At 32.6% G+C, this 25,877-nt stretch carries 23 protein-coding genes and 1 pseudogene; 17 read left to right on the top strand and 7 right to left on the bottom strand.

What is annotated here, in order from left to right; all coding sequences use genetic code 4:
* Positions 1–111: 111 nt before the first annotated feature.
* The 10 genes from H6411_RS03090 (at position 112) to H6411_RS03130 (ending at position 11,148) form a co-directional block, all read left to right on the top strand.
* Positions 112–1,275 carry a hypothetical protein gene (locus H6411_RS03090; RefSeq protein ID WP_216083184.1) on the top strand — a complete coding sequence of 388 codons (1,164 nt, stop codon included), beginning with the start codon at positions 112–114 and terminating at the stop codon, positions 1,273–1,275.
* A gap of 344 nt (positions 1,276–1,619) precedes the next feature.
* Positions 1,620–2,759, top strand: a complete 1,140-nt coding sequence (locus tag H6411_RS03095; protein ID WP_216083185.1) for a hypothetical protein — start codon at positions 1,620–1,622, stop codon at positions 2,757–2,759.
* Between the two features lie 63 nt (positions 2,760–2,822).
* Positions 2,823–2,954: a hypothetical protein gene (locus H6411_RS05920; protein WP_369408494.1), complete on the top strand. Its 132-nt coding sequence runs from the start codon at positions 2,823–2,825 to the stop codon at positions 2,952–2,954.
* Between the two features lie 122 nt (positions 2,955–3,076).
* Complete coding sequence (locus tag H6411_RS03100) at positions 3,077–3,685, top strand: hypothetical protein (RefSeq protein WP_216083186.1); 609 nt, start codon at positions 3,077–3,079, stop codon at positions 3,683–3,685.
* Between the two features lie 192 nt (positions 3,686–3,877).
* A complete protein-coding gene (locus H6411_RS03105; RefSeq protein WP_216083187.1) occupies positions 3,878–5,053 on the top strand; it encodes a hypothetical protein in 1,176 nt (391 codons plus the stop codon).
* Positions 5,054–5,225: 172 nt separating this feature from the next.
* On the top strand, positions 5,226–6,473 hold the full coding sequence (locus H6411_RS03110; RefSeq protein WP_216083188.1) for a hypothetical protein: 1,248 nt from the start codon (positions 5,226–5,228) through the stop codon (positions 6,471–6,473).
* Positions 6,474–6,636: 163 nt separating this feature from the next.
* Complete coding sequence (locus H6411_RS03115) at positions 6,637–7,752, top strand: hypothetical protein (RefSeq protein WP_216083189.1); 1,116 nt, start codon at positions 6,637–6,639, stop codon at positions 7,750–7,752.
* A gap of 3 nt (positions 7,753–7,755) precedes the next feature.
* A complete protein-coding gene (locus tag H6411_RS03120; RefSeq protein ID WP_216083190.1) occupies positions 7,756–8,883 on the top strand; it encodes a hypothetical protein in 1,128 nt (375 codons plus the stop codon).
* 3 nt (positions 8,884–8,886) lie between these two features.
* Positions 8,887–10,023: a hypothetical protein gene (locus tag H6411_RS03125; protein WP_216083191.1), complete on the top strand. Its 1,137-nt coding sequence runs from the start codon at positions 8,887–8,889 to the stop codon at positions 10,021–10,023.
* Between the two features lie 3 nt (positions 10,024–10,026).
* Positions 10,027–11,148, top strand: a complete 1,122-nt coding sequence (locus H6411_RS03130; protein ID WP_216083192.1) for a hypothetical protein — start codon at positions 10,027–10,029, stop codon at positions 11,146–11,148.
* A gap of 3 nt (positions 11,149–11,151) precedes the next feature.
* Here the strand turns inward: H6411_RS03130 and H6411_RS03135 are convergent, their stop codons facing one another.
* The 3 genes from H6411_RS03135 to H6411_RS03145 form a co-directional block, all read right to left on the bottom strand.
* Positions 11,152–12,771: an MIP family Ig-specific serine endopeptidase gene (locus tag H6411_RS03135; protein WP_216083193.1), complete on the bottom strand. Its 1,620-nt coding sequence runs from the start codon at positions 12,769–12,771 to the stop codon at positions 11,152–11,154.
* A 68-nt stretch (positions 12,772–12,839) separates the two neighbouring features.
* Entirely contained in the window at positions 12,840–14,471 is a 1,632-nt protein-coding gene (locus H6411_RS03140) for an MIP family Ig-specific serine endopeptidase (protein WP_216083194.1), read from the bottom strand.
* A 67-nt stretch (positions 14,472–14,538) separates the two neighbouring features.
* Positions 14,539–16,152: an MIP family Ig-specific serine endopeptidase gene (locus H6411_RS03145; RefSeq protein WP_216083195.1), complete on the bottom strand. Its 1,614-nt coding sequence runs from the start codon at positions 16,150–16,152 to the stop codon at positions 14,539–14,541.
* 359 nt (positions 16,153–16,511) lie between these two features.
* On the opposite strand from H6411_RS03145, the gene H6411_RS03150 reads away from it, so the two are divergent.
* The 7 genes from H6411_RS03150 to H6411_RS03180 all read left to right on the top strand — a co-directional run bounded on the left by H6411_RS03150 (position 16,512) and on the right by H6411_RS03180 (position 21,656).
* Positions 16,512–17,597, top strand: coding sequence for a hypothetical protein (locus H6411_RS03150; RefSeq protein WP_216083196.1), 1,086 nt, complete (start codon positions 16,512–16,514; stop codon positions 17,595–17,597).
* A 210-nt stretch (positions 17,598–17,807) separates the two neighbouring features.
* Positions 17,808–18,923, top strand: coding sequence for a hypothetical protein (locus tag H6411_RS03155; protein ID WP_216083197.1), 1,116 nt, complete (start codon positions 17,808–17,810; stop codon positions 18,921–18,923).
* 92 nt (positions 18,924–19,015) lie between these two features.
* On the top strand, positions 19,016–19,528 hold the full coding sequence (locus H6411_RS03160; protein ID WP_216083198.1) for a hypothetical protein: 513 nt from the start codon (positions 19,016–19,018) through the stop codon (positions 19,526–19,528).
* Complete coding sequence (locus H6411_RS03165) at positions 19,510–19,986, top strand: hypothetical protein (protein ID WP_216083199.1); 477 nt, start codon at positions 19,510–19,512, stop codon at positions 19,984–19,986. Before H6411_RS03160 ends, H6411_RS03165 begins: the two co-directional genes overlap by 19 nt.
* A gap of 7 nt (positions 19,987–19,993) precedes the next feature.
* Entirely contained in the window at positions 19,994–20,485 is a 492-nt protein-coding gene (locus H6411_RS03170; protein WP_216083200.1) for a hypothetical protein, read from the top strand.
* Positions 20,486–20,488: 3 nt separating this feature from the next.
* Entirely contained in the window at positions 20,489–20,962 is a 474-nt protein-coding gene (locus H6411_RS03175; RefSeq protein ID WP_216083201.1) for a hypothetical protein, read from the top strand.
* Positions 20,963–21,167: 205 nt separating this feature from the next.
* Positions 21,168–21,656, top strand: a complete 489-nt coding sequence (locus H6411_RS03180) for a hypothetical protein (RefSeq protein ID WP_216083202.1) — start codon at positions 21,168–21,170, stop codon at positions 21,654–21,656.
* A 131-nt stretch (positions 21,657–21,787) separates the two neighbouring features.
* Here the strand turns inward: H6411_RS03180 and H6411_RS03185 are convergent, their stop codons facing one another.
* The 4 genes and pseudogenes from H6411_RS03185 to H6411_RS03200 form a co-directional block, all read right to left on the bottom strand.
* A complete protein-coding gene (locus H6411_RS03185; protein ID WP_216083203.1) occupies positions 21,788–22,186 on the bottom strand; it encodes a hypothetical protein in 399 nt (132 codons plus the stop codon).
* Between the two features lie 312 nt (positions 22,187–22,498).
* Entirely contained in the window at positions 22,499–23,173 is a 675-nt protein-coding gene (locus H6411_RS03190) for a hypothetical protein (protein ID WP_216083204.1), read from the bottom strand.
* Positions 23,174–23,225: 52 nt separating this feature from the next.
* Positions 23,226–25,574, bottom strand: coding sequence for an MIP family Ig-specific serine endopeptidase (locus H6411_RS03195; protein WP_216083205.1), 2,349 nt, complete (start codon positions 25,572–25,574; stop codon positions 23,226–23,228).
* A gap of 67 nt (positions 25,575–25,641) precedes the next feature.
* Positions 25,642–25,877: pseudogene (locus H6411_RS03200) on the bottom strand (MIP family Ig-specific serine endopeptidase); the annotation flags it as partial.

Below are 25,877 nucleotides of genomic sequence, written 5' to 3' on the forward strand. Positions count from 1 at the left end.
TTACTTGAGTTTTTTGCTTATATTTTTTAATTCCAGTTTGAAAAACATGTTCCTTCTTAAAATGGCCGCACCACAGATAAATACAGGCTTTTTTATGGCTTTTAAGGCAATATGAGAATATTTGATTACTTCTTCAATCGTTACGGGATTCCTCTATTAGTTTTAGGTTCTACAGGAACTGGAATAAAGCTTTACTTTGGAAAAGTAGGCTATTTGACCTATGGAGATTCACAAATTTTTAATTCTCTAGAAGGGGAAGAAAATGCTGATAGATCTTCCCAGGCAGGCATAAATATTGTTTCTCAACCAACAGCAATCGTTCAACCTCCTAAACCTAAAAAAACTACTTTTGCAGACAAGATAGATAGTAGATTTAAGGTTTTTTCTGAGCAAACTACAGAGGAGGTAATTAGGAATGTTATGTTTCAGAGGCTATATCCAAATAAGGATGAAGATTTTTCTTACAGCGCAACTCAACTTTTTGCAGGAGGTATTAAGTTTGACTTTAAAGCCAAATCCCTTTATACAAAAGACAATGCTAAAGAACTAAAAACAATAGAGAAACCTGAAAATACAGAAGTAGATAAATATAGAGAAGCTTGTCTTAAGGCTTTAAATACAGAATATCCTAGCGATAAAGATGAAAGTGGCCAGATATCTAAGTTAAGAGAATGATGTACAGAGCCTAAAGTTCAAGACGTATTAAGTAGACATAAGTTTCATGTTTTTTCAGATAGTAGATATGAAAAAGAAATTGAACCAAGCATAAAGAAAATACTTGTAGGTTGATTTAAGAAAGAAGGAGAAACTAAATGGTGAGAGAAACAGAGTTTCTTTTCAGAAGATGAAGTAAAACAAATTCTGAAAGGCAAAGAAGAAGGATTTAAGAGTGAATCAGAAATAGAAAAAGAACAAGTAGAATTTGTTAAACAAAAATGTTTGCAAGAACTAGATAAGAATTTTGAAAGAAAAAATTTCTATTTAACTAAAGATTTCATTGATCAGATGAATGATCCATCTGATCTAAAAGTAGATTTATTCCAAGAAGTAGCAATATTTTGTTCTGTTCCTACTACAGCGGAATCGTACGTAAATGAAGCTATGCAAGGTATTCTAAAAACTACTTTTACTGAGAAAGAAAAGGAAGATTATTGTTATATTGAAGGAAAAGAGCCTCAAGATTACAAAACAATATCAACCACTGATCCATTTGAAGGCAAGACTTTCTGATGCGCGGTAAGGTTGTTATATGAAACTAAACCTAAAGAGTCTTAATTAGAAAAATTTTGCTATTTGTGTTTTAAAGAGAGAAGCAAATCTCTTCAGTAAATTAGTTTCTTACCCTTCTATTATTGAATTTTTAGAAGATAGTTAAAGAACCGAAAAAAGTAGGAGAAAGATATTGAGAATAGAGCAAAAAACTTGAAGAAGATTAGGGAATATCTAGTTAGCAAAACTCCATTTATTTTTTATAGTCAAGATTTTTATACCATAGTTTTTGTCATTAAGTATTTTTCAGATATTAAATTTTTTTATTTTTGTTTAGTTTTTTTCTTCAAGATAGTCTTCCTAAATAAAATGGCCGCTACAAATTCTAAAAAAATGGAATTTACGGAATTATGTTGAGACAAAAAACAAAACTTGCGAGTTTACTTAATTTCTTAGGAATTACTACTCTTACTGCTGGTTCAGTAGGGGGAGGAATAAAGATTTATTTAAGGGAATTTGCTTCTAAACTTGATGCTAATAGTTCATTACCAGTTTTTCAATTAATAAAAATTGATGATTTAGAAGAGATCATACCTAAAGTAGCAACTTTTAAAAGCGCTATAGAAGATAAAGGGTACAAAGTTATTGATAATAGTTCAGAACATAGACAATCTAAATTATCTCTATTACATAAATTAGATCCTCATCTTACTTCACTTCATTACAAAGCAAACGATTTATTTCCTGGAAGTTCTGATCTTGTTTTAACTTCTCATGAGATAGCTAAAGGGAAAACAGTTTCAGAATCTGGTCAAAGTTTAGATTTTGTTATTAATGGAATTCAGTCTCCTGAAAATACTGCATCTACCAAGCACAAGCATGATTGCGCTACAGCTTTAGAGAAACCCTATGATGAATCTAAAAAAGATCAACTAGATAAATTAATTGAGTGGTGTACTGTAATTCAAACTAATTCAGATCTGTTAACTAGAAATGGATTTACTTTACTAGATACAGATTCAGATAAAGATAACGACGATTGGAAAAAAGTAATTTCTGGCGGATGATTAACTAAAGGATTTAAGAGTGATTCTTATAACTACTGAGAAAAACAATCTTTCTTTAGTGCTTCAGATTTAGAACAATTAATTGGCAAATCTTCGAATATCAAAGAAATAAAACAAGTGAGTGATGTTGAAGATAAGCATATAGCTTTATTTAAAGAAAGATGTAAGGTTGAACTTCAAAAAACTCCGGAGATAAAAAACTTTCCTTTATCTACTTATTTCTTGCAGGGTGCAACAAGTCCTAACAAATCAACTCTTTCTGTAGATAGCTTCTTTGAAGCTACTTATTTCTGTACAAAACCTATTACAGCAGAGGAATATTTGAAAAATAATTTGAAAGCTAAAACACATGTACAAAGTGCTGATAGAGGTTTAGTTTGTTCTTTAGATGAATTAAATAACTATGAGTGATATACCTACCAACCAGCTCAAGGTAAAGGCTTCTGATGTGGTGTTAAAGCTATGTACGGAGGAAAAGAATAAATATTTTTTTTAAGGTTTAGATTTTTTAAAGTATAAAATTTCTGGAAATTTAATTAAACGATTGTGGCTTTCATAGGTTTATTTGTTGGTCTTTTCGCTTTATTGGGTTTAGGTATTTCTTCTACGGTTCTTTTAGCTAACTCTGGAGTTGGTAGTGGTTACGGCACCCCCCCTCTGAAAATCTTCAATTATTAGAAGTAGAAGCAGAACCTACTGTTTCTGTAACTACTAACGATCTTTCTAATGGTGGTATTAGAAGCGCTTTAAAATGCGATAAATCTGGTTTAGAGGGTCGAGAGAAAAAGTTTTGCGATGATGTGTGAGATTGATTATGGAAATTACCCCCAGACTTAGATGAATTAACTAGATCGGAAAATAAAGAAAAAAAACAGAAGATACTTGACGAACTTAATAAGGAAAAAGGTAAAAAGAAGTCCGGGGAAAGCAAACTTGATTCAAGGAAGGCAGAAGATTCGGGATTTTCCTGGGATGGAATTCTAGATGGATTAGGTTGTTGGTTTGGTTTAGATGGGAGAAATAAAGATGTTTGCAATGATGTTTATTTATGGTTGTTCGAGTTAAAGGATAAAAACAAGTATGGTTTTTCAATTTTTGATGGACTTAATAAAGGAGAAAGAAAAATTAAATTTTATGATTTCGAAAGAAAAATAAAAAAATCAAAGCCTAAGCCTCCTAAAGAAACGCCAAAGAAAAAACCTGAAGTCCCTCCAGCTAAAGTTATACCTCTACCTAAATCTCCAGAAGTTCCGCCAAAAACAAAAGAGAAAAGTGAAGTTAAACCAGGAGGATTTGGTTATTACGGATGGCATATAGATTGAAAACCTTCCACCCATAAAAAACCTAGAAACAAAATTAAAACAGGATCTTATGGATACTACGGTTGACATATGGATTGGAGAAGGTAGGTTTTTAAGTTAGCTCAGAAGAGATTGTTTTTTGTTATTCAAGGATCATTAATAAGTAGTTATGTAACTATAAATCCTTCATTCACCTAAGTTTTTTGTCTGTATTTTTTAATTTCAGTTTGAAAAGCATGCCCCTTCTTAAAATGGCCGCACCACAGATAAATATAGGCTTTTTATGGCTTTTGAAAGAACATGAGAATATTTGATTATTTTTTCAACCGTTACGGGATTCCTTTATTAGTTGTTGGCTCTACAGGAACTGGAATCAAGCTTTATTTTGGAAAGACAGGTAATTTATATTTTGTTGATTCAGATTCTTTGAATTCTGGAGATAAGGTAAATCCTGATTTGCCAATTGCTGATACTCCATCAATTCCTGCAACAGTATTACAACCTGCTAAACGAAAAGTAGTCACTTTTTCTGAAAAGATAGACAATAAGAGATTTAAGGTATTTACTCAAGACACAAAAAAAGAAGTAATTAGAAATGCGATGTTTCAAAGGCTATATCCAAATAAAGATGATCATTTTTCTTACAGTGAAAATCAGCTTTTTACAGGAGGAGTTGTTTTTGATTTCAATGCTAAAACTTTTGAATCCAAAGATAAGACTAAACATTTAAAGACAATAGCGAAACCAGATGAAGGAAAAATAGAGGAATTTAGGAATGCTTGTTTGCAGGCTTTACAAAAAGAATATCCGGAAGATGAAGAAGAAAAAAATAAAAACCAAGTAGCTAAGTTAAGAGAATGATGTACAGAGCCAAAGATTAAGGATGTATTAAGTAGACATAAGTTTCATGTTTTTTCAGATAATAACTATAAAGACAAGGTTGATGAAAGTATTAAACAAATAATTTTTAGCTGATTTAAAGCAGAAGGAGATAAGAAGTGATGAACAAAACAAAGTTTTTTGGATGAAGAAGATGTGAAAAAAATTCTTGCAGGAAAAGAAGATAAGGGTTTCAGTGATGCATCAGAAATAAATGGAGATCATATAAAGGTTGTTAAGGACAAATGTCTAAAAACTTTAGAAAAAGAATTCGAAAGAGAAAACTTTTACTTAACTAAAGACTTTATTGATCAGATGGATGGAAAACCAGATGAAAAACCAAAAGTAGATTTATTCCAGGAAGTAGCTTTATTTTGTTCTGTCCCTACAACAGCTGAAGATTATGTAAAGAATGCTATGCAGGGTAATTTCAAAGAAGATTTTGAAGAAAAAGATAAGGATGATTATTGTTATGTTGAAGGGAAAAAACCTGAAGATTACAAAAAGATATCAACTACTGATCCTTTCGAAGGAAAGACTTTCTGATGCGCAGTTAGATTGTTGTATAAAACCAACAATCCACCTAAAAAACCTTAGTAATTTTTTTTAATTATTCATAAGTTATTAAGAAGTAGCTGAGTAATCATAAGACCTTCAATTACCTAAGCTTTTTGTCTTTATTTTCTAATTTCAGTTTGAAAAGCATGTTCCTTTTTAAAATGGCCGCACCACATGTCAATAACGACTTATTTATGACTGAGAAATCACTATGAGAATATTTGATTATTTTTTCAACCGTTACGGAATTCCTCTATTAGTTGTTGGCTCTACAGGAACCGGGATAAAGCTTTATTTTGGTAATGTAGGTTATTTTACTTCCGGAGATTCTCCTATTTTTTATTCTTTAGAAGAGGCAGATCCATCTAAAGATTTAATTTCTGTTCCTGAAGAGCCAGATAAGTTACAACCGCAAGAACCTTTACAAGTTCCTGACAATAAAGAAGCAATTGTTTCCCCTCCTGCTCCGATTGTTGTTGAACCACTTAAACCCTCTGTTCCAAAAATAATTACTTTTTCAGACAAGATATCTGAAGCTGGATTTCGGCTTGTTACTGAAAATACTACTGATGATGTGATTAAAAATGTTATGTTCCAGAGACTATATCCAAACAAAGACGAAGGGTTTTCTTATAACCCTGGCCAATTATTTACAGGTAGTATTTCTTTTTCATTCAAATCAAAAGTATTTAAATCCAAAGACAACAAAAAGCAATTAAAGACGATAGAGAAACCAAGTAATGATTTAGCTGCTAACTTTAGACAATCTTGTTTAGATGCTCTAAAGATTGAATACAAAGATGATACATCGGGAAAAAATCAATTATCTAGATTGAGAGAGTGATGTACAGAACCTAGAGTTAAAGATGTATTAGGAAGACATAAGTTTCAGGTTTTTTCAGACAATAGATACAAGGGAAAAGTTGATGACAGTATCAAGAAGATACTTGTTGGTTGATTTAAGAAAGAGGGTAAGCATAAATGGTGAGAAAAGCAAAGTTTTTTCACTCCTGAAGAAGTTAAAAAAATCCTAAACAAAAAAGAAAATATAGGAATTAAGAGCGAAAGAGAAGTGACTCAAGACCAAATAAAGATTGTTAAAGATAAGTGTCTGAAAGAATTAGAGAAGAATTTTGAAAGAGAAAATTTCTATTTAACTAAAGATTTTGTAGATGATATGAGTTCTAAATTAGTTCCAAAACCAAAAGTAGATTTATTCCAGGAAGTAGCTATGTTTTGTTCAGTTCCTACAAATGCTAAAGATTATGTAACTAATGCCATGCAAGGAGTTCTTAAGAGAACTTTTGATCATAAAAATAAAAGTGATTATTGTTATGTAAATAATATGCAACCTACTCATTATGCAAGAGTATCAACAACTGATCCTTTCCACGGAAGAGCCTTTTGATGTGCAGTAAAACTGCTTTATGCTCCTAAACCCGCACCTAAAAAGGCTTAGTTAATTTTTTTTATAAAGTTGGCGCGCATTATATCAGAAATTACCTCATTAAGGAATTTTCCGACAGCATTTTTTTTGATTTTTATTTAACTTTTAACTTCAAATTGAACTTTCTCCATAAAATGGCCGCTACCAACCATAAATACAAAGATTTTATAGGACTATGTTGGATAAAAAAGCACTTGTTAGCTTATTGAATTTCTTAGGTATATCTACCCTAACTGCTGGTTCAGTAGGTGGGGGAGTAAAAATCTATTTGAGAAGCTTTACTTCTAAATTAGACACTAATTTATTTGCACATAGTGAAACATTTAGAAACAGGACTTTCTTAGAGTTAATTAAATCTGTCGGATTAACTCCTATTGATGACACAACTGAAGAATCTAAAGTTCAGTTAGTTCTTTTGCATAGATTAGATTCTCATATAACTCCTTTTGCTACTAAAGATAATGAGTTATTTGATGGTAGTAAAAAAATAGACATTAAAAAAGAGAATAAGATTTCTGGAACTGCTGTAACTGAAAGAGGAAGTTCAGAACCATTTGAAATTCACCTTTGAAAAAAACCACAAGTTAGGGCACATAAAAAAGCATGTCAAGATGCTCTTGCAAAAACCTATGATTCTTCCGCAAGTGCAGAACAATTGAAAAAATTAGCTAGATGATGTACTGTAATTAATAACACAGAAGAGTTATTAACTAGAAGCGGCTTTACTATTTTAGATACAGAAACTAACAAAGATGATGAAGTCTGAAAAGAAGTAATATCAGGTGGATGATTTACAGTAAGTAAAGACAATTCTGATTTTAAATACTGAAATAAACAGTCTTTCTTTACAGGCAATGATTTAAAGACATTATTGGGAGAGAGTTTAAATCAGGAAATAAAAAATAAGGCGCAAGTTGCTTCAGGTCATATAGATTTATTCAAAAATAAATGTAAAGCATCATTAGCAGAAGCGCCTGTAATTAATAATTTTCCTTTATCTAATTTCTTTAGGGATGGAATTTCAGAGGGTACAAGGAATAAATATTCTGTAGATAATTTCTATGAAACTGCTTTCTTCTGTGTCAAACCCATTAAAGCAGATGATTACATTAAGACAGTTCTTCACGGAAGAACACGTGCATCTATTCCTAATGAAGGGGCAACTGGAAACAGAATTTGTTCTCTAGAGTCTACAGATCCTTATGACTGATATACAAATCAACCAGCAGAAGGTAGAGGTTTCTGATGTGGAGTTAGAGAATTGTATGCCGGACACGAAAAGGCTAAATAGATCATGAAACACAAAAGTTTACTGTTTTCAACTTGGTTTAGTACTCTAGGTGTTCCCACTCTAGTTGCTGGTTCAGTAGGTGGAGGAATCAAACTTTATCTTCGTCACTTCTCTTCTGACTTAAATACTCTTCCATTCTTAGAATTGGTATCAGATGATGCGACTTTGTCTAGAACCTTTTTAGATGAAATAAAAGGAAGAAATTTAATTCCAATTGATGATAGTTCTTCAGCAAACCACATTCAAACCGTTTTGTTGCATCATTTAGACTCAAGAGCAAATCCTTTAACTCATAAAAAAGATGATTTATTTACAGGAAGCAGAGAAGTAAATATTTCTAATGCAAAAACAATAGAGGGAACTTTTACTACAGTTACAGATAGACAGGAAAAATTTGTAATTCATACTTTACAAAAGCCTAGTATTTATTCTCATAGAAGCGCATGTAAGGAAGCTTTAGAAAAATCTTATGAAGCATCTAGAGATAAAGAACAATTAGATAAATTAGTTAAATGATGTACTGTTATTGCTACAAATAAAGATTTACTTACTAGAAATGGCTTCACGCCTCTGAATACAGAAGATGCTACAGATGATGATCATTGAAAAACAGTAATATCTGGAGGTTGATTTACTAAACATCAAGAAAAAACAAACTTTAAGTATTGAGAAAAACAATCTTTCTTTAGTACAGATGAATTAAAGACTTTATTAGGAACTGAATTAGATCAAGAAATAAAAGATAAAGCAAAAGTTGATGATTCTCATATTGATTTATTCAAAAAGAAATGTGAAGCAGTTCTTAAACAAGAACCTTCAATAAACAATTTCCCTCTTTCTACTCTTTTCAGAGAAGGAATTGATCAATCTAAGAAGTCTGATTATGCTGTAGATAGTTTTTATGAAGCCACTTTCTTCTGCGTTAAACCTATGAAAGCAGAAGATTATGTTCGAGATATTCTGAAGGCTAAAACTAGATCTACAAGTGAGGATTCAAAAGGAACAGGAAGTAGGATTTGTTCTCTGGAATCTTCAACTTCTTATAGTTGATATACCTATCAACCTGCTGAGGGCAAAGGTTTCTGATGTGGAGTTAGAGAGTTATATGCTGGTTCAACTAGAGCGAAATAGATTATGAAACATAAAAACTTGTTGTTTTCAACTTGGTTTAGCACTCTAGGTGTTCCTACCCTAGTTGCTGGTTCAGTAGGAGGAGGAATCAAACTTTACCTTCGTCACTTTTCTTCTGACCTAAATACTCTTCCGTTTTTGGAATTGGTATCAGATGACGTTATTGCTCCTAGAACCTTTTTAGATGTAATAAAAACTAGAAATTTAACTCCTATTGATGACAAAACTACTAATGCGCAATTACAGACAGTACTATTACATCGTTTAGATTCGCGTGTAAATACTTTTGAATTTAAAGACGAAGAATTATTTAAAGGTAGTAAGAAAGTAAAAGTTGAGCAAGGCGATAAGGTAACAGGAACTTTTACAGCAGAACCAGGAAGAATAGAAAATTTTGAGATACATGTTTGAAAACAACCAACAGCCCACACAGCTTATAAAAATTCTTGTAAAGCGGCTTTGGATAAGACATATTCACATGAAACGGATGCAGAAGAACTAGAGAAGTTAATTAGATGATGTACAGTAATCCCTAATAATGAAGAACTATTAACCAGAAGTGGTTTTGAAACTTTAAATACTGATACTTCTATTGATAAAGATAATGAAGATTGAAAAAAAATAATATCTGGTGGCTGGTTTACTAAAAGTACAGCAAACGAAACTTATAAACACTGAGAAAAACAAGGATTTTTAGACAATGGAGAATTAAAGAAATTACTAGGAGAAAACTTAGATAAAGAGATAAAAACAACAGATCAAGTTACCAAAGAACATATTGATTTATTTAAAGGTAAGTGTGAAGCAGTTCTTAAAAAAGAACCTTCAATACAAAGTTTTCCAATATCTACTCTTTTCAGAGAAGGAATTAATTCAAACAAGAAACCTGCTTATGCGGTAGATAGCTTCTATGAAGCTACTTTCTTCTGTGTTAAACCCATGAAAGCAGAAGATTACGTTACAAACGTTTTAAAAGCTCAGGCACGTAAAGTAGAAGATAGGGATAAAGGTACCGGAAACAGAATTTGTTCTATAGAAGGTAACCAAGCATATGAATGATATACCTATCAACCTGCTGAAGGTAAAGGCTTCTGATGTGGAGTTAGAGAGTTATATGCTGGACAAGTCAGAGATAAATAGATCATGAAACACAAAAGTTTACTATTTTCAACCTGGTTTAGCACTCTAGGAGCTCCTACCCTAGTTGCTGGTTCAGTAGGTGGAGGTATCAAACTCTATCTTCGTAATTTTTCTGGAAATTTAGATGGAGTTTCATTACCTTTGATGTCTAATTTTTCTGAAGTTAATCCAAAGGTTGTTGATGTAATTGCCACTTTTAAAAGTGAAATTGAGAAGAGAAATAAAAAAATTATTGATGAGAATACTGATAGCAATAAAGCCAAAGTTGCTTTACTTCACGTATTAAATCCAAATATAAGTACGCCGCATCATGTTCAACAAAATTCATTATTTAATGGAAATAGCGCTTTTACCCTTAATACACATCAGATAGCTTCTGGTCGTTTAAACAACGAAGATTTTGTTGTAAGTTGATTGGAACAACCTTCAACAAGTATTGTTAATAAATATAAAAGAGAATGCAAAAAAGCTTTAGATCAACCTTATGACCAGTCTAAAAATGTTGATGAACTAAATAAATTATTGAAATGATGTACTGTTATTGAGACTAATAAAGATTTATTGGAAAGAAATGATTTCACTTTATTAGATACAGATGTTGATCAGACTAAAGATGATAATGATTGGAAGACAATAATATCTGGAGGATGGTTTACAAAAGGGGACAATGTAAATTATTGAGATTATCAGAAGTTTATTATTGGTTCAGATTTAGAAACTTTAGTAGGTAAAGCAGATGCTTATAAAGAGATAAAGAAACCAGAAGAAGTAACTACGGATCAAATTAAGCTATTCAAAAATAAATGTAAACAAGTATTAGGCGAAGCTCCTGAAGTAAAAAACTTTTATCTTTCCAATTACTTCTTATCAGGAGCAAAAGAACCTAAGTCAAAACTTTCTGTAGATAGCTTCTACGAAGCTACTTTCTTCTGCACTAAACCTATCAAAGCAGAAGATTATGTAACTAAAACTTTAAATAGAAATGTACATAAAGACAAAATAAAACAAGGTCTAGTTTGTTCTATACAAGAGGATACATATGATTTCTACACTTATCAACCTGCTAAAGGTAAAGGTTTCTGGTGTGGTGTGAAAGTTTTATATGGAACAAGTAAATATAAATAAAGCTTAATTAGTTCTTCAATCTCTATCCCTACTTAAAGCTGTTCTTTCTCCTTGAGATAAGTAGTATTTGGTTACTTGGCTTTTGTAAGAAGATAGTTGGCCTGTTGCTCCTTCTATTAGGTCATATTTAGGATAGATTATTTTTCCGTCTTTGTATATTCCTTTAGATCTAATAGGTTCTACAAGACTAGTTAAAACATTAGATCTACTGTTTAATCCCAGAACGTTTCCTTCCTCATCTGTAACTAGAGAACCTGAAGATCCTTTACCTAGACCTGTGTGTTGTAGTGCATAGTAGTAACCTCATGGGTGAAGATATTCTTCATCTCATGCTCCTGTGTCTGTATTTATGTAAACATCACTGTGTTCTTTGCCGGAGTCGTAATATCCTACTACTTGTTGACCGGATGCATTTTTTACGTAGTAGTATGAGTATCAAGAGTAAGATAGGTGAGATCCTTTTTTCTTTTTAGGAGAGAAGTTTCCATAACTTCTATATTCGTTTGGAGCATTACGAGGATATCCGGCTATAAAGTAATTCATTCTTTCTTCTCTTATTTTTTCAGCTGTTTTTCTTGCTGCTATTTCTTCAGCAAAAAAGTTAAGTGATTTATTTCCTTCAGTAACTTTTTCTCTGTCATATTTGTTGTAGAAGTCTCTTGTTATTAATTGAGCTGTTCTTTCATCTTTGAAGTCAACTTTCAACACTGCAAAGTCTTTGAAGTAATTTGGTCTTTTGTGTGAATAACCTAAATCGTGTGGATTTAATCCTAAGAAGTTGATTGGCGTATAGAAAAGTTTTGCTTCTTTTGTTTTGAAGTAAAGATATTCACTATCCTGACCGTCTTCTGAGTTTCGCATTTCGTATGAGTTTATTGTTTGTTTAGGCTCTGCATCTCATTTTTTTGGATCCATTTGCCATAATCTTTCTTCATCTGTAATTGCAGATCAATCCATTGTTTTTTCTTTGAAGAATCATAGAAGTGTCTTGTCTTTGGATTCAACATTGTCTAGACAACCTCTTCCTGGAGCATTAGGTAAAAGTTGTTCGTAAGGGTTTTCTCCAAACTGAACATCTGCAATTACGTGAGAGTTTGTTGCGATGAATCATGTTGTTGGATATGTCTGACTGCCTTTAGGAAGTACGTAATCTAAGAATCAGCCTGTTCCTCAACTGCATTTATTTCTTACTTTGATGCTGTAATCTTGTATTACCTTTATTCTCTCAATTCCTTTTGATGTGTCTATTTCTTTACTTCCTTCTTTTTCTCAGTCTTTAAAGAAATCAGGTTCATAAGACTCGTCATATAGCTTTAATCCAGTTTTGTAGCCTTCTTTTTTAGATTCTTCTAGGTCTGCCAATAGAGCTGCATTGCTAGAAGCTAGTTGGGAACTATTAGTTAGATATTTATTGAAAGTTGAGGAATTTGGTATTGCTGGATCGCTTGTAAGAATTGATGTATTCTTAGGAGAGCCTTTTTCTGGTTTATTTAGTATTTCTGATAGATTTTCTGGAATATCTAGTTCTAGTATTTCTAGTCTATTTTTATTTTTGTAGAGATAACTTCAAGCTAACCCCCCCCCTAGAATTGGAATTGTTGATAGTAGAATTTTTCTTTTCATAATTAAGTAGAGAAAGGATAGTCCATTAAATCATCTTTATTGCTTGGATAACAAAAACACTACCAAATTTAGTTCTCATCACGGTTCCAATTTCTATCTCTACTTAAAGCTGTTCTTTCTCCTTGAGATAAGTAGTATTTGGTTACCTGGCTTTTGTAAGAAGATAGTTGGCCTGTTGCTCCTTCTATTAGGTCATATCTAGGATAGATTATTTTGCCATCTTTATATACACCTTTGGATCTAATTGGTTCTATAAAACTAGTTAAAACATCAGATCTACTGTTTAGTCCTAGAACATTTCCTTCTTCATCTGTAACTAAGGAGCCAGAAGAGCCTTTACCTAGTCCTGTATGACTTAGTGCGTAGTAGTAACCTCACGGATGAAAATGCTCTTCATCTCATATTCATGCACCTGAATTTATGTAAATATCACTATGTTCTTTCCCAACATCGTAGTACCCTATTATTTGTTGACCTGATTCATTTTTTGCATGGTAGTATGAATATCAAGAGTAGGATAGATAAGTTCCTTTTTTCTTGTCAGGAGAGAAATTTCCATAACTTCTATATTCATTTGGAGCATTTCGAGGATATCCAGCTATGAAGTAGTTCATTCTTTCTTTTTTTATTTCTTCAGCTGTTTTTCTTGCGGCTATTTCCTCAGCGAAAAAGTCAAGTGATTTATTTCCTTTAGTAACTTTTTCTTTGTCATATTTGTTGTAGAAGTCTCTAGTTATAAGTTGAGCTGTTCTTTCATCTTTAAAGTCAATTTTTAATACCGCGAAGTCTTTGAAATAGTTTTGTTTTTTGTGTGAATAACCTAAATCATGTGGATTTAAGCCCAAGAAATTAGTTGGCACATAGAAAAGTTTTGCTTCTTTTGTTTTGAAGTAAAGATATTCGCTATCCTGACCGTCTTCTGAGTTTCTCATTTCATATGAATTTATTTTTTGTCTAGGTTCGTTGCCTCATTTTTCTGGATCCATTTGTTGTAGTCTTCTATCTCCATCTGGAATTTCAGTCCAATCTGTGTTTTTTTCTTTGAAAAGTCATAGAAGTGTCTTGTCTTTTGATTCGCCATTATCTAAACAACCTTTTCCTGGAGCGTTAGGTAAAAGTTGTTCGTAGGGGTTGTCTCCAAATTGAATATTTGAGACTACATGAGAATTGGTTGCTATAAATCATGTTGTTGGATATGATTTCCCATTTTTAGGTAGGACGTAATCTAGGAATCAACCTGTTCCTCATGTGCATTTACTTCTTACTTTGATGCTGTAATCCTGTATTACCTTTATTCTTTCTTTTCCTATTGATGTGTCTATTTCTTTACTTCCTTCTTTTTCTCAATCTTTAAATAAATCAGGATCATATGGTTCGTCATATAGCTTTAGTCCGGTTTTATAGCCTTCTTTTTTAGATTCTTCTAGGTCTGCCAATAGAGCTGCATTACTAGAAGCCAATTGGGAGTTATCAGTTAGATATTTATTGAAAGTTGAGGAATTTGGTATTGCTGGATTGCTTGCAATCATTGGAATATTTCTAGGCGTATCTTTTCTTTGCTCGCTTAGTATTTCAAATAAATCTTTTGGAATATTAAGTTCTGGTATTTCTTTATGTTTATCTCTGTTTTGATAGAAATAGCTGAAAATTAACCCCCCCCCTAGAATTGGGATCGTTGATAGGAGAATTTTCTTTTTCATAGTTTGTTTGACTCTTAGTCAGAGAGTAATTTATTAAATAGTTTCTACATAACTAAACATTGACAAATTAATTTGTGTCAGTGTTTCAATTTCTATCTCTACTTAGAGCAGTAGATTCTCCTTGAGACAAGTAGTATTCGATCACTTGGCTTTTGTAAGAAGATAGTTGGCCAGGTGTTCCTTCTATCAAGTCGTATCTAGGATAGATTATTTTGCCATCTTTATATACACCTTTGGATCTAATTGGTTCTACAAGGGTTCTTTCTTTACTTTTTCTAGAGCTTAGACCCATTACGTTTCCATCTTCATCTGTAACAAGAGCGCCAGAAACACCTTTACCTAATCTTGTGTTTTCTAATGTGTAATAGTAGCCTCATAAATTATGTGGAACATTATTTCATTTAGTGTCATAGTCGTTGCTTTCATCTTGCCATTTTCCTACGTTTGAATGACCCATTATTGGTTGATTATGTTCGTTTCTCATATCGTATAGCCCCCAATCCGCGTTCGATAACTTATTTGCTCTCTTATTTCTTACTGAGAAGTTGCCGTAACTTCTGTATTCATTAGGTGAATCATCTGGATATCCTGCAACGAAATAGTTCATTTTTTCTTCGTGCATTTGAGTGCTTGTTTTTCTTGCCATCAATTCTTCTGCAAATAAGTTAAGAGCTTTATCACTTTGACTTCCTTTTACTTTGTCATATTTGTTGTAGAAGTCTCTAGTTATAAGTTGAGCTGTTCTTTCGTCTTTGAAATCTATTGCTAGAACTGCAAAGTCTTTGAAGTAATTTTTTTCTCCGGATTGATATCCTAGAGATTCTGCATTTACTCCTAGATAGTTGATTGGAACATAGAATAGTTGAACATCTTTTTCTTTGAAGTACAGGTACTCACTATCTTGATGTTTTGATGCATCAAGCATTAAAGAAGAATCTATTCTCTGTTTACTTTCTTTAGTTCATATTTCAGGATCTAGTTCTTCTATTTCTCTACTTTCATCGCTTATTGATGTTCAATCTCTATTTTTTTCTTTGAATAATCATAGGAGTGTTTTTTCTTTTGATTCTCCGTCATTTAAACAACCTTCACCTTTAGGTTGGGGAAGTGGTTGACCATATGGACTGGTCTTAAATTGCATATACGATACTACATGGGCGTTGGTTACTACGAATCATTTTGTTGGGTATGATTGACCTTCTTTAGGCAGAACATAGTCTAGAAATCATCCTGTTCCGGTTCTTAGACCTGTTTTGCATGAGGTTCTAAGTTTTACGGTGTAATCCTGTATTACCTTTATTCTTTCTTTTCCTTTTTGTGTATCTATTTCTCTGTATTCGCTATCTCAGTTCTTGAATAGATCATCATCGTATTTTTCGTTGTATCCTGGTATTTCTGTTTTGTAGTCTGGTTGCTTAGATTTCTCTAGTTCCTCTAATACTTCTTTATTAGAAGAGGCTTCAGGAATACCGTGAACATAAAAATTTGTTTTTGGAATTTTTCATATTTCTTGCGGTGGAAAAATATCTGGAGTTTCTGATAGTTCTGAGGAAGCGAACCTGAATGGTATTTTCGCCTTTTCTGGAATATCAGGATTATTTTGAGTTTGACTAGACAAACCAACTGCTATTCCGCCCCCTAATATAATCGGCGCCGTAGCAATAAGATGCTTTTTCTTCATAGTGTTTGTATATCTATATAAATTGCTTATTTATATGAACTTTCTAGTTTTTACCTTGTTTCTTTTCTTATGGGATAGAGATATTTGGATATTCGACTTATGTCGGAAGATAATTATTTATTACGGTTAGTTTTTATATTTATAGGATCTGATTATTCATTATCAATTCAATAAATATGTTTTTATTGTTGATTTATGTGTGATATTTGTTTTGATTTTGATGATGAAGACAAAAGGAGGCGTTATAGATATATGCGGAGTTGTTAAGGAAGAGTATTTTTTATAAATTTATTTAATTTCTATTTTTTTAGAAAGGCGAGCCTGTCTATAATTGCCAACTCATTTTTAATAAATGCATTATGTTGTCAAATAAATTTATGAAGTTATTGGCTTCTTCTGTAATAGTTACTGGTTCAGGAGGAATAGGAGCCAAGTTTTATTTAAAGCAAGGAAAACCTTTGGCAATAAATACAGAATCTATTGATCAAAGCAAGACATTAGCTTCTGAAGTAACAGCAGAAGAAGTTCCTAAGGTAACTTATGGTTCTTCTTTAACTGAAAGCAAGTTCACATTAGTAGATAACGACACCACTAAGGATGTTCTGTTGAATATTCTTATGGAAAGACTTGATCCAAGTAAGGATCAAGAATTAGATTTACTTGATAACAGATTATTTAAAGGTAGTAAGCCTGTTAAATATCCTGTTCAGGTATTTACTAGAACAGACGGAAAGACATTAACTACTCTTAAAAAACCAGATGAGAAATATACAGAGAGTCATAAACAAGCCTGTATAGAAGCTTTAAAACAACCTTATGATTCAACAAATAATGACAGCAAAGCTCAGTTAGCAAGACTAAGAGAATGGTGTACTATACCAACTATTAAAGATGTTCTGTCTAGACATAAATTTACTCTTTTAAGAACAGATAACAATACTAATGATGCAGATTGGAAAGAAATAATTAAAGGGGGTTGATTTTCAGAAAGTGGAGGAGTTAAGTATTGAGAGAAGCAGACATTTATAGAAGGTGATGGTCTGGAAAAGATAATAGGATCTGATAAGAAAGGATACTTAAGTTCAAATGAGATAACTGATGAGCAAATAAAGGTACTTAAAGATAGATGCGAAGCAGTATTAAAGCAACCATTTAAGAGAGATAATTTCTATTTAACTAAAGACTTTATAGATGGTTTAAGTGACAGTAATAAACCTAAAGTAGATGAGTTCCAAGAAGCAGCTTTATTTTGCTCTAAACCAGTAGATGTTGAACACTATGTAACTAATGCTTTAGGTGGTTCTGTAATTAATCCAACTAAAGAAAATGATTACTGTTCTCTTACTGTTGGGGATGTTAAAGCTTGAAAGACTAATACTCCTATGGAAGGTAAATCATTTTGATGTGGAGTAAGAATTTCTTATGGCCCTAAGAAGACTAAATAAATTATCTCTCCCCTATTAACTGGATCTACTGTTTTAAGAGCAAAGCAAATAGAGAAATAATAAGTTTTTGAGAGGTAAATCTTGTTGATGTGCTGTTAGGAAGTTGTTGTATGAAAAATAAAAGTATGATATTGGTAAGTTAGATAAATAGGTTTAGATTTAAGGAAAATTTAAAGTTGAAGCATTAGATCTCTATTTTTATATTTAGGAATGGATTTTGAACTGATTAGTTTTGGAGTAACTGATTGAGCGTCTAAGTTTGGACATATATTTTCTTCTTGACCTAATATAAGGAGTGAGCTTAGTAAGGAATCTAATTACTTTGGAGATGGAGAGTTTATATCTAAACACGGAGAAATAAATGGAGCATCAGTAGGTACTTTTGTTGATGCTTTAGCTAGATATAAGTACAAGATAAATAGGAAGCAGGGAAGTTATTTATCTAAAGAAGAATTAAGAAAAGTTGAGAGAGTAAATAATTTACCTGATTATCAGAGGGAAGTTATAGAGGTACTATCTGACAGAGTATTAAGTTTTTGGGATTCTTTTAAGAAGATAGAGATTAATCCTAGAGTTAAGTTAGATAATCAAATATCAGTAAAAGGTGTATGTGACTTTATAGGAGATGAAATAGTCTGGGATATTAAGTGTTATGAGGAGTTGTTTCCTACTAAGCCTGTTGTTATACAGTTGTTGCTCTATTATTGCATACTTAAGAGTACAACTTATCCGAATATAAAAGGAGTAGGGATATATAACCCGCAATATGATAAGTGGGTTAGATATGTTATTACTGAGGAAGATAAATCCATATTAGATGATCTGAATATTTGTTTAGGGATAACTAAGTTTTCTGAGAAGGAGATAGATTGAAGTAGAGTTAGGAGCATAACTGCTAAGAATAAGGAAGATGCTCTTTGTGAGATGAGTCCTATTATGGATTTATGGAATAAGGAAAGAATTTATACCTTTAAGGAATATAGAAAATTTGACATTCTTATAAGAATTTTCTGCAATAAGTTGGATAAGTTGATTTATCCAGTTAAAGAGCATAAGGATTTAGTGTTTGCTCATAAAAATACTAGATTGCGTTATTTGAAGTTTGTGAATGATTATTGTTCTCAAGTTGTTCTTTTAGCTAGATATGAGCATGACAGAATAAATAAATATGAGGATGAGTTGAGCGAGATAATTAAGTTTGTTGATGAGCATAAGTTATCTATGAAAAGGCTTCAGCCAGATTCTTTCTTTTATACCTTTAGGTGTATAGGATATTGATTCAGAGTTAAGAAGAAGAAAATTTTGAATTGATTAGGATTTAAGTAATTTTTTAGTTTCCTATTGCTTTCTTTGTGTATATAATGCAGTTTTCCAAGTATTGTATAGGTTTTTCCTATAAGTTTGAATAGATAGTAGTTATGACACCACAAGCAGCAGTAGGAACTGGGTTGGGGGGTTTAGCCGCTGCAGGAGCTGGAGGAACAGGTATTGCTTATATGGCTGGAGCTTTTGAGACAACCTCTACTTATTTGACTCAAGCCAAAGAAGATGTTGATATTAAAGGGAAGAAGGAGTATATAGGAGGCAATAAGGCTGAGATTACTAAATTGCTTACAGAAAATACAAAAAATGAAGCTTATCAGACAGCATTAGATGAGGTTTGAGATGATATGAGTGATGTTGAGTTGAAGAAGAAAGAAAGCGGTTTGAATAAGCCCGTAAAAGGAGATATAAAAACTGAAGGAAAATCAGAAGACGTTGCTGTTTATATAAATGATGTGTTCATACATCTAAAAAAACATTGGAGAAACCTCCTACAGAAGCAGAAGCTAATAAAAAAGAATGAGATGCTTTTAAAAAGGCTTGTTTTCATACCCAACAACCTACTCCATCCTCTGGAACTCAATAATTTATGTCAACTCAAGCAATAGGAGCAGCAGCAGCTGGAACAGCAGTAATAGGCGGAGGAGGAACATTAGCAGCTTATGCTGCAGGAGCTTTTGAGAGAGAGGCTACTTATGATAGCTTTCAGGCCTATTTCAATGCTAAGTTAAGTAAAACTCATAAATATATAGGTAACGATTCAGATTTAAAAGGCAAAATAAAGGCTAATTTAGAAGGAAGTAATAAGGATAATTACAAGAAAGAATTAGAAAAGATTATCCAGCAAGAAGGAGGGACAGATGTTCAAGAAGCGAGTGTAGATGGCGCAGAAAGCAACGATTCTAATTTAACGAAAATATCTAAAAAAACAAAATTATGATGCGAGAAAACCAAAGATGTTAAGTTGACATCTAATGATAAAAAATGGAATGAAGGAAATGTTAAATCTCATGAAAATTGAACACCGTTTCAAACTGTTTGTTTAGAGCAGAAGAAGCCAACTTAAAAAGGATATGGCATCACCAGCAGCAATAGGAGCAGGAATTACGGGAGGCGCAGTAGCTGTAGCTGGGACTAGCTATGCCGCTTATACACAATTGAGACCTTATGATGATTTTTTAGATTATGCAAATAGGAATTGGTATGAATATATAGGAGGGGATACTGAGAAGATTAGTAGCAAGATAGTTGGAACTGCTGGTCAGGCAAGCAATCCATATAAGGATGCTTTAAAGAGAATTAGGGGTTCTTGAAAAGTAGGAACTGGAGGCACTGCAATTCAGGACACAGATATAGATGTTGCAGGGAAAGATGGAGATAGTACATCACCAAAGAAAATAGATTTAATTAAGGAAGCGGTAAAAGGTTGATGCGAAGAAACTAAGAAAAACACACCAACTAAAAAAGATGAAAAAATAGATTGATCAGATGAGTCTATGAAAAAAGATGAGAATTGGAAGAACTTTGCAGATGTTTGTTTGGAACCCCCAAAAAAGGTTAGTTAGGTTATGTCAACTCAAGCAGTAGGAGCTGCAGCTGCCGGAACAGTAGTAATAGGCGGAGGAGGAACATTAGCTGCTTATGCAGCTGGTGCTTTTGATAAAGATAATTATTTAACTCAAGCCAAGAAAGATTCAGATATTAAGAACAAGAAGGAATATATAGGGAAAAATAAAGATGAGATTTCTAAATTACTTTCAAGCGGCACAACTGACACCACTTATCAGACAGCATTAGATGGAGCTTGAGATAATATGGACAGTAGCGGATTACCTTCCATAACAAAACCTGAAAAGACAAGTGTAAAGGATAATACTAAAGCATCGGAGGTTGCCAACTATACGAATGCATGATGTGAACATATATCTAAGAAAACATTAGAAAAACCTCCTATAGATGCAGACGCTGATAAAAATACGTGAGATGCCTTTAAAGCAGCTTGTTTCAACACTAAAAAATTCACTCCGGTTGCTGGAGGTTAGTAATTCGAGTTATTTTTTATTATTTTGTTTCTGTTAGATTGATTTAATCATTCAGTTTTTTGCTTTGTATTTTCTATAGTTGGTTTTGCAACAGTACAAAATTAAGGAATTATCTGTTCTCAGACGTAATTTTTTATCTGAAATAGTTCTTTTTTAGTAAATGTGTTTTAAGTATCAGTAAACTTCGGGAATATATAAATTAAACATGACTCCTCAGACAGCAGCAGCTGTTGCAGCAGGCACAGTAGCCGTAGGCGGAAGTGGAGTAGGCGCAGCTTATTTTGCTGGTGCTTTTCCTAGTTCTATGGAAAATAAAACTGAGCAAGTAGAAACTTATAAGTCTCAGGCAGAAAAGCAATTGACAGGCAAAGAATATATAGGCGGGACTAAAGGTGGAATTAAGAAGTTTTTAGAAGGAAGCACTAAAGATACTACTTATCAAGGAAAACTTGAAGAAGTTTGAGAGAAAATGAATAATACCGGTTTAGGAACTACAGCAAGCCCAGTTACAAGGCCAGACAAGGGTGATGTTAAAACTGCCGGAAAAGAAGATGGAGTGGCGGATTATGCAAGCAAATGATGTGAATATACTTCTAAACTTCCATTACGGACTGTTCCTAGCGGAACCGAAGCAAATAAGGATACTTGAGACGCCTTTAAAGATGCTTGCTTTAATACAAAAACATCTAATTAGTAATCAGACTCGAACAAAGAGTGACAAGCGTTTAAAAAAATTTGTTTAGAAAGAAAAGTTTAGATTTTTGAAATTCACTTTAGGTATTAGGGTTGTTTCATAGGATTCAATTTGAATAGATTTTTAACTTTTTATTTTTTATCGTTTCATTGGTCTTTTTTTGTTTCGATTTCTTTTTGATAAGGCCAGCTTGGATCTATACTATTATCCTGCCCAGAATTAGAACAAGCTACCCATGCATCTCTGAAATATCTAGCTTCTTTTTCTTTTATGTCAGTATTGTCTTTTTCTAAAAATTTTTTAACTATCTTTTCTCAATGGTTAGGATGATTAATTTTTCCAAAAATTAATTGAGATATGTCCCTACATTCTTTATAGAAATTTTTTATAAATTCTTGAGTATCGTCTTTATTTAAGTCTTCTACAGCTGTTTTTGCTGCGTCTTCACTAGTGGGTTTAGTTTTTAAAAAATCTTCTTTAATTAGAAAACTGAATCTTTTACTTTTTATTTTGTCTTTTTCGGCATACATTTTCGCTCATCTTTTTATTCATTGCTTTTTTTCGTTGTCGTCGCTTAATTTGTCATAAGTCTCTGCTCTTGTTGATCTTAATTTACTTCCGAATATTTCGCTAAATTTATAACTTACTTGTCTTCACGATGAAACCTCAAATTTTTCTTCAAAACCTTCTGACTGAAATTTTTGTTTTAGTTGCGTAGTTCCTATTACACTAGAAGAAGTTACAATCGTTGCCCCCCCCTGCTAATTTTGCTGCTGGAGGAACTAGTTGCATGTTCGATAAATATTAGAAATGGTTTTTTGATACATCCCAATTAACAAAAACTATACTCTTTGATTTTTTATACTTCATGCTTTTTCGGCAGGTTCTCTTTCGATTATTTTGTCTCTATCAGGCCATCCTATATCAATTGAAGTAGTGCTTCCTGACTTAGAACAGCCAACTCAAGCATCTCTTCAGTATCTAGCTATTCTGTCTTCTAATTCTTTTCCTGGATTTATGAATTTTTTAATTTCTGTTTCATAGTAGTTTGAATGTTTTGCTTGTCCGATAACAAATGAGGATATTCTTCTACACTCTCTGTAGAACTCCTGCATGAATGGTTGTACTTTATTTTCTTCTAATTTTGTTATGCGGTCTCTGATGTAATCGGCATGGCTTAATTCGTGACTTGTCAGATTCAAATCATCTATAGGTTTAATTACTAATTTCTCAAAGATAAGACTTCTAACTTTGGATTTATTTATGTGAAAATCTGCTAGCCTTTTTCTTCATTTCAGTTTCGTGTTCTCATTTAGCATTCCATAGTCTTCTTTTTCAGTGGATTTCAATTTAAAGATTTGGTCAAATTTATAAGGAATCCTATTAAATTGTGTTTCTGAAGTAATGCTTGAGAAGTTCCCCCCCCCTAATGAACTGTTCTTTGCCAGGGCAGTAGATGTCGCTCCCACGGTTAAAGCTACTCCACTGCCTGCTATTTTGGAAATTAGAGTATTCATGTTTCTTAAGAAGAATCCTTATTAATAAATAATTTTTGGATTTGGTTATTTCTTAGCGTTTTCCAATAATTAATAACTCTTTGTAGTACTTATATCTTTGTTTAGATAGCTCGATTTCTTTAGGCATTTCTTTTTCTAAATCTTCGCATAGTTCTCTTAATCGATCTAAAACATTAGCTATTTGTTCCTGGATTTCTAGAGGAGGAAGGGGGATTTTTAGTTTTTTTAAGTCTTCCGGATAGAGATGCATTACAGCCGTTCCTTGTATAAGTTTGTGAATTTCTTTTTCTTTACTTAATAGAGAGTAATAAAGATATTTAGGAATTATTTCTTTTTTGGCATTCAACTTGCAAACAGATGCACTTATATAAAAATTTGAATCGTGATTGTTTATAGCTATTTTTCCAGAACTAGCGCCATCAGTTGTTATGCATACTTCTCCTTTTCTCAAAATAAATTTATTTAAATCTCTTTGATAATCTTCAGGATTAAAAAAAACTAATTCATTTGTATTAATTTGTCCATTTTGGACATTTAATACTTTTATTATTGGTAGTCCGGTTTTTGAATATTTTTTGTTATCAAAACTAAATCCTTTTTGGGTTTCTATTATTTCTCCTAAAGTCCTATACTCTCCCCATCCTTTCTCAATTACATCAGATATGAGCTTGTTCAGATAATACCTATATTGTTTTTTTCTGAGCTTGAGTTCGGTTTCTAATTCCCTCACTAATTCCCTCACTAATTCCCGAAGTACATCCAGGGTTTCGGAAATTTGCTTTTGTATTTCTAGGGGAGGAAGAGGGATTTTTATTTTTTTAAGTCCATTTGTTGAAATACTTACTATTGCTCCTTCTTTTGCGTATTTTTGTTTTTGTAGCTTTGCATGATGTGTAGATAAAGCGTATGATAAATATTTTGGATTTTGATTATGCGTAAGCAAAAACATGTTTCCTATAAGACTAGTTCCAATATTGGATCTACTGTTTAGTCCAAGAACGTTTCCTTTCTCATCTGTAACTAGAGAACCTGAAGATCCTTTGCCTAGACCTGTGTGTTGTAGTGCGTAGTAGTAACCTCATGGGTGAAGATATTCTTCATCTCATGCTCCTGTGTCTGTATTTATGTAAACATCACTGTGCTCTTTTCCGGAGTCGTAATATCCTACTACCTGTTGACCGGATGCATTTTTTACGTAGTAATATGAATATCAGTCGTAAGATAGATGAGATCCTTTTTTCTTGTCAGGAGAGAAGTTTCCATAACTTCTATATTCGTTTGGAGCATTACGAGGATATCCAGCTATAAAGTAATTCATTCTTTCTTTTTTTATTTCTTCAGCTGTTTTTCTTGCTGCTATTTCTTCAGCGAAAAAGTTAAGTGATTTATTTCCTTCAGTAACTTTTTCTCTGTCATATTTGTTGTAGAAGTCTCTTGTTATTAATTGAGCTGTTCTTTCATCTTTGAAGTCAACTTTCAATACTGCAAAGTCTTTGAAGTAATTTGGTCTTTTGTGTGAATAACCTAAATCGTGTGGATTTAAGCCTAAGAAGTTGATTGGCGTATAGAAAAGTTTTGCTTCTTTTGTTTTGAAGTAAAGATATTCGCTATCCTGACCGTCTTCTGAGTTTTGCATTTCGTATGCGTTTATTTTTTGTTTAGGTTCTGCATCTCATTTTTCTGGATCCATTTGTTGTAATCTTTGATCTCCATCTTGAATTTCATCTCAATCTATTGTTTTTTCTTTGAAGAATCATAGAACTGTCTTGTCTTTGGATTCAACATTGTCTAGACAACCTCTTCCTGGAGCATTAGGTAAAAGTTGCTCGTAAGGGTTTTCTCCAAACTGAACATCTGCAATTACGTGAGAGTTAGTTGCGATGAATCATGTTGTTGGATATGTCTGACTGCCTTTAGGAAGTACGTAATCTAAGAATCAACCTGTTCCTCAACTGCATTTATTTCTTACTTTGATGCTGTAATCCTGTATTACCTTTATTCTTTCTTTTCCTATTGATGTGTCTATTTCTTTACTTCCTTCTTCTTCTCAGTCTTTAAATAAATCAGTTTCATAAGGCTCATCATATAGCTTTAATCCAGTTTTGTAGCCTTCTTTTTTAGATTCTTCTAGGTCTGCCAATAGAGCTGCATTACTAGAAGCCAATTGGGAGTTATCAGTTAGATATTTATTGAAAGTTGAGGAATTTGGTATTGCTGGATTGCTTGTGAGAATTGATGTATTCTTAGGAGAGCCTTTTTCTGGTTCATTTAGTATTTCTGATAGATTTTCAGGAATATCCAGTTCTAGTATTTCTAGTCTATTTTTATTTTTGTAGAGATAACTTCAAGCTAACCCCCCCCCTAGAATTGGGATTGTTGATAGGAGAATTCTCTTTTTCATATTAAGTATTGAAAGGATAGTCCATTAATTCATCTTTATTGCTTGGATAACAAAAACACTACCAAATTTAGTTCTCATCACGGCTCCAATTTCTATCCCTACTTAAAGCTGTTCTTTCTCCTTGAGATAAGTAGTATTTGGTTACTTGACTTTTGTAAGAAGATAGTTGTCCTGTAGCTCCTTCTATTAGGTCATATCTAGGATAGATTATTTTGCCATCTTTATATACACCTTTGGATCTAATTGGTTCTATAAAACTAGTTAAAACATCAGATCTACTGTTTAGTCCTAGAACATTTCCTT

The organism is Candidatus Mycoplasma haematohominis (assembly GCF_902712995.1).
Lineage (GTDB): Bacteria > Bacillota_I > Bacilli_A > Mycoplasmatales > Mycoplasmoidaceae > Eperythrozoon_B > Eperythrozoon_B haematohominis.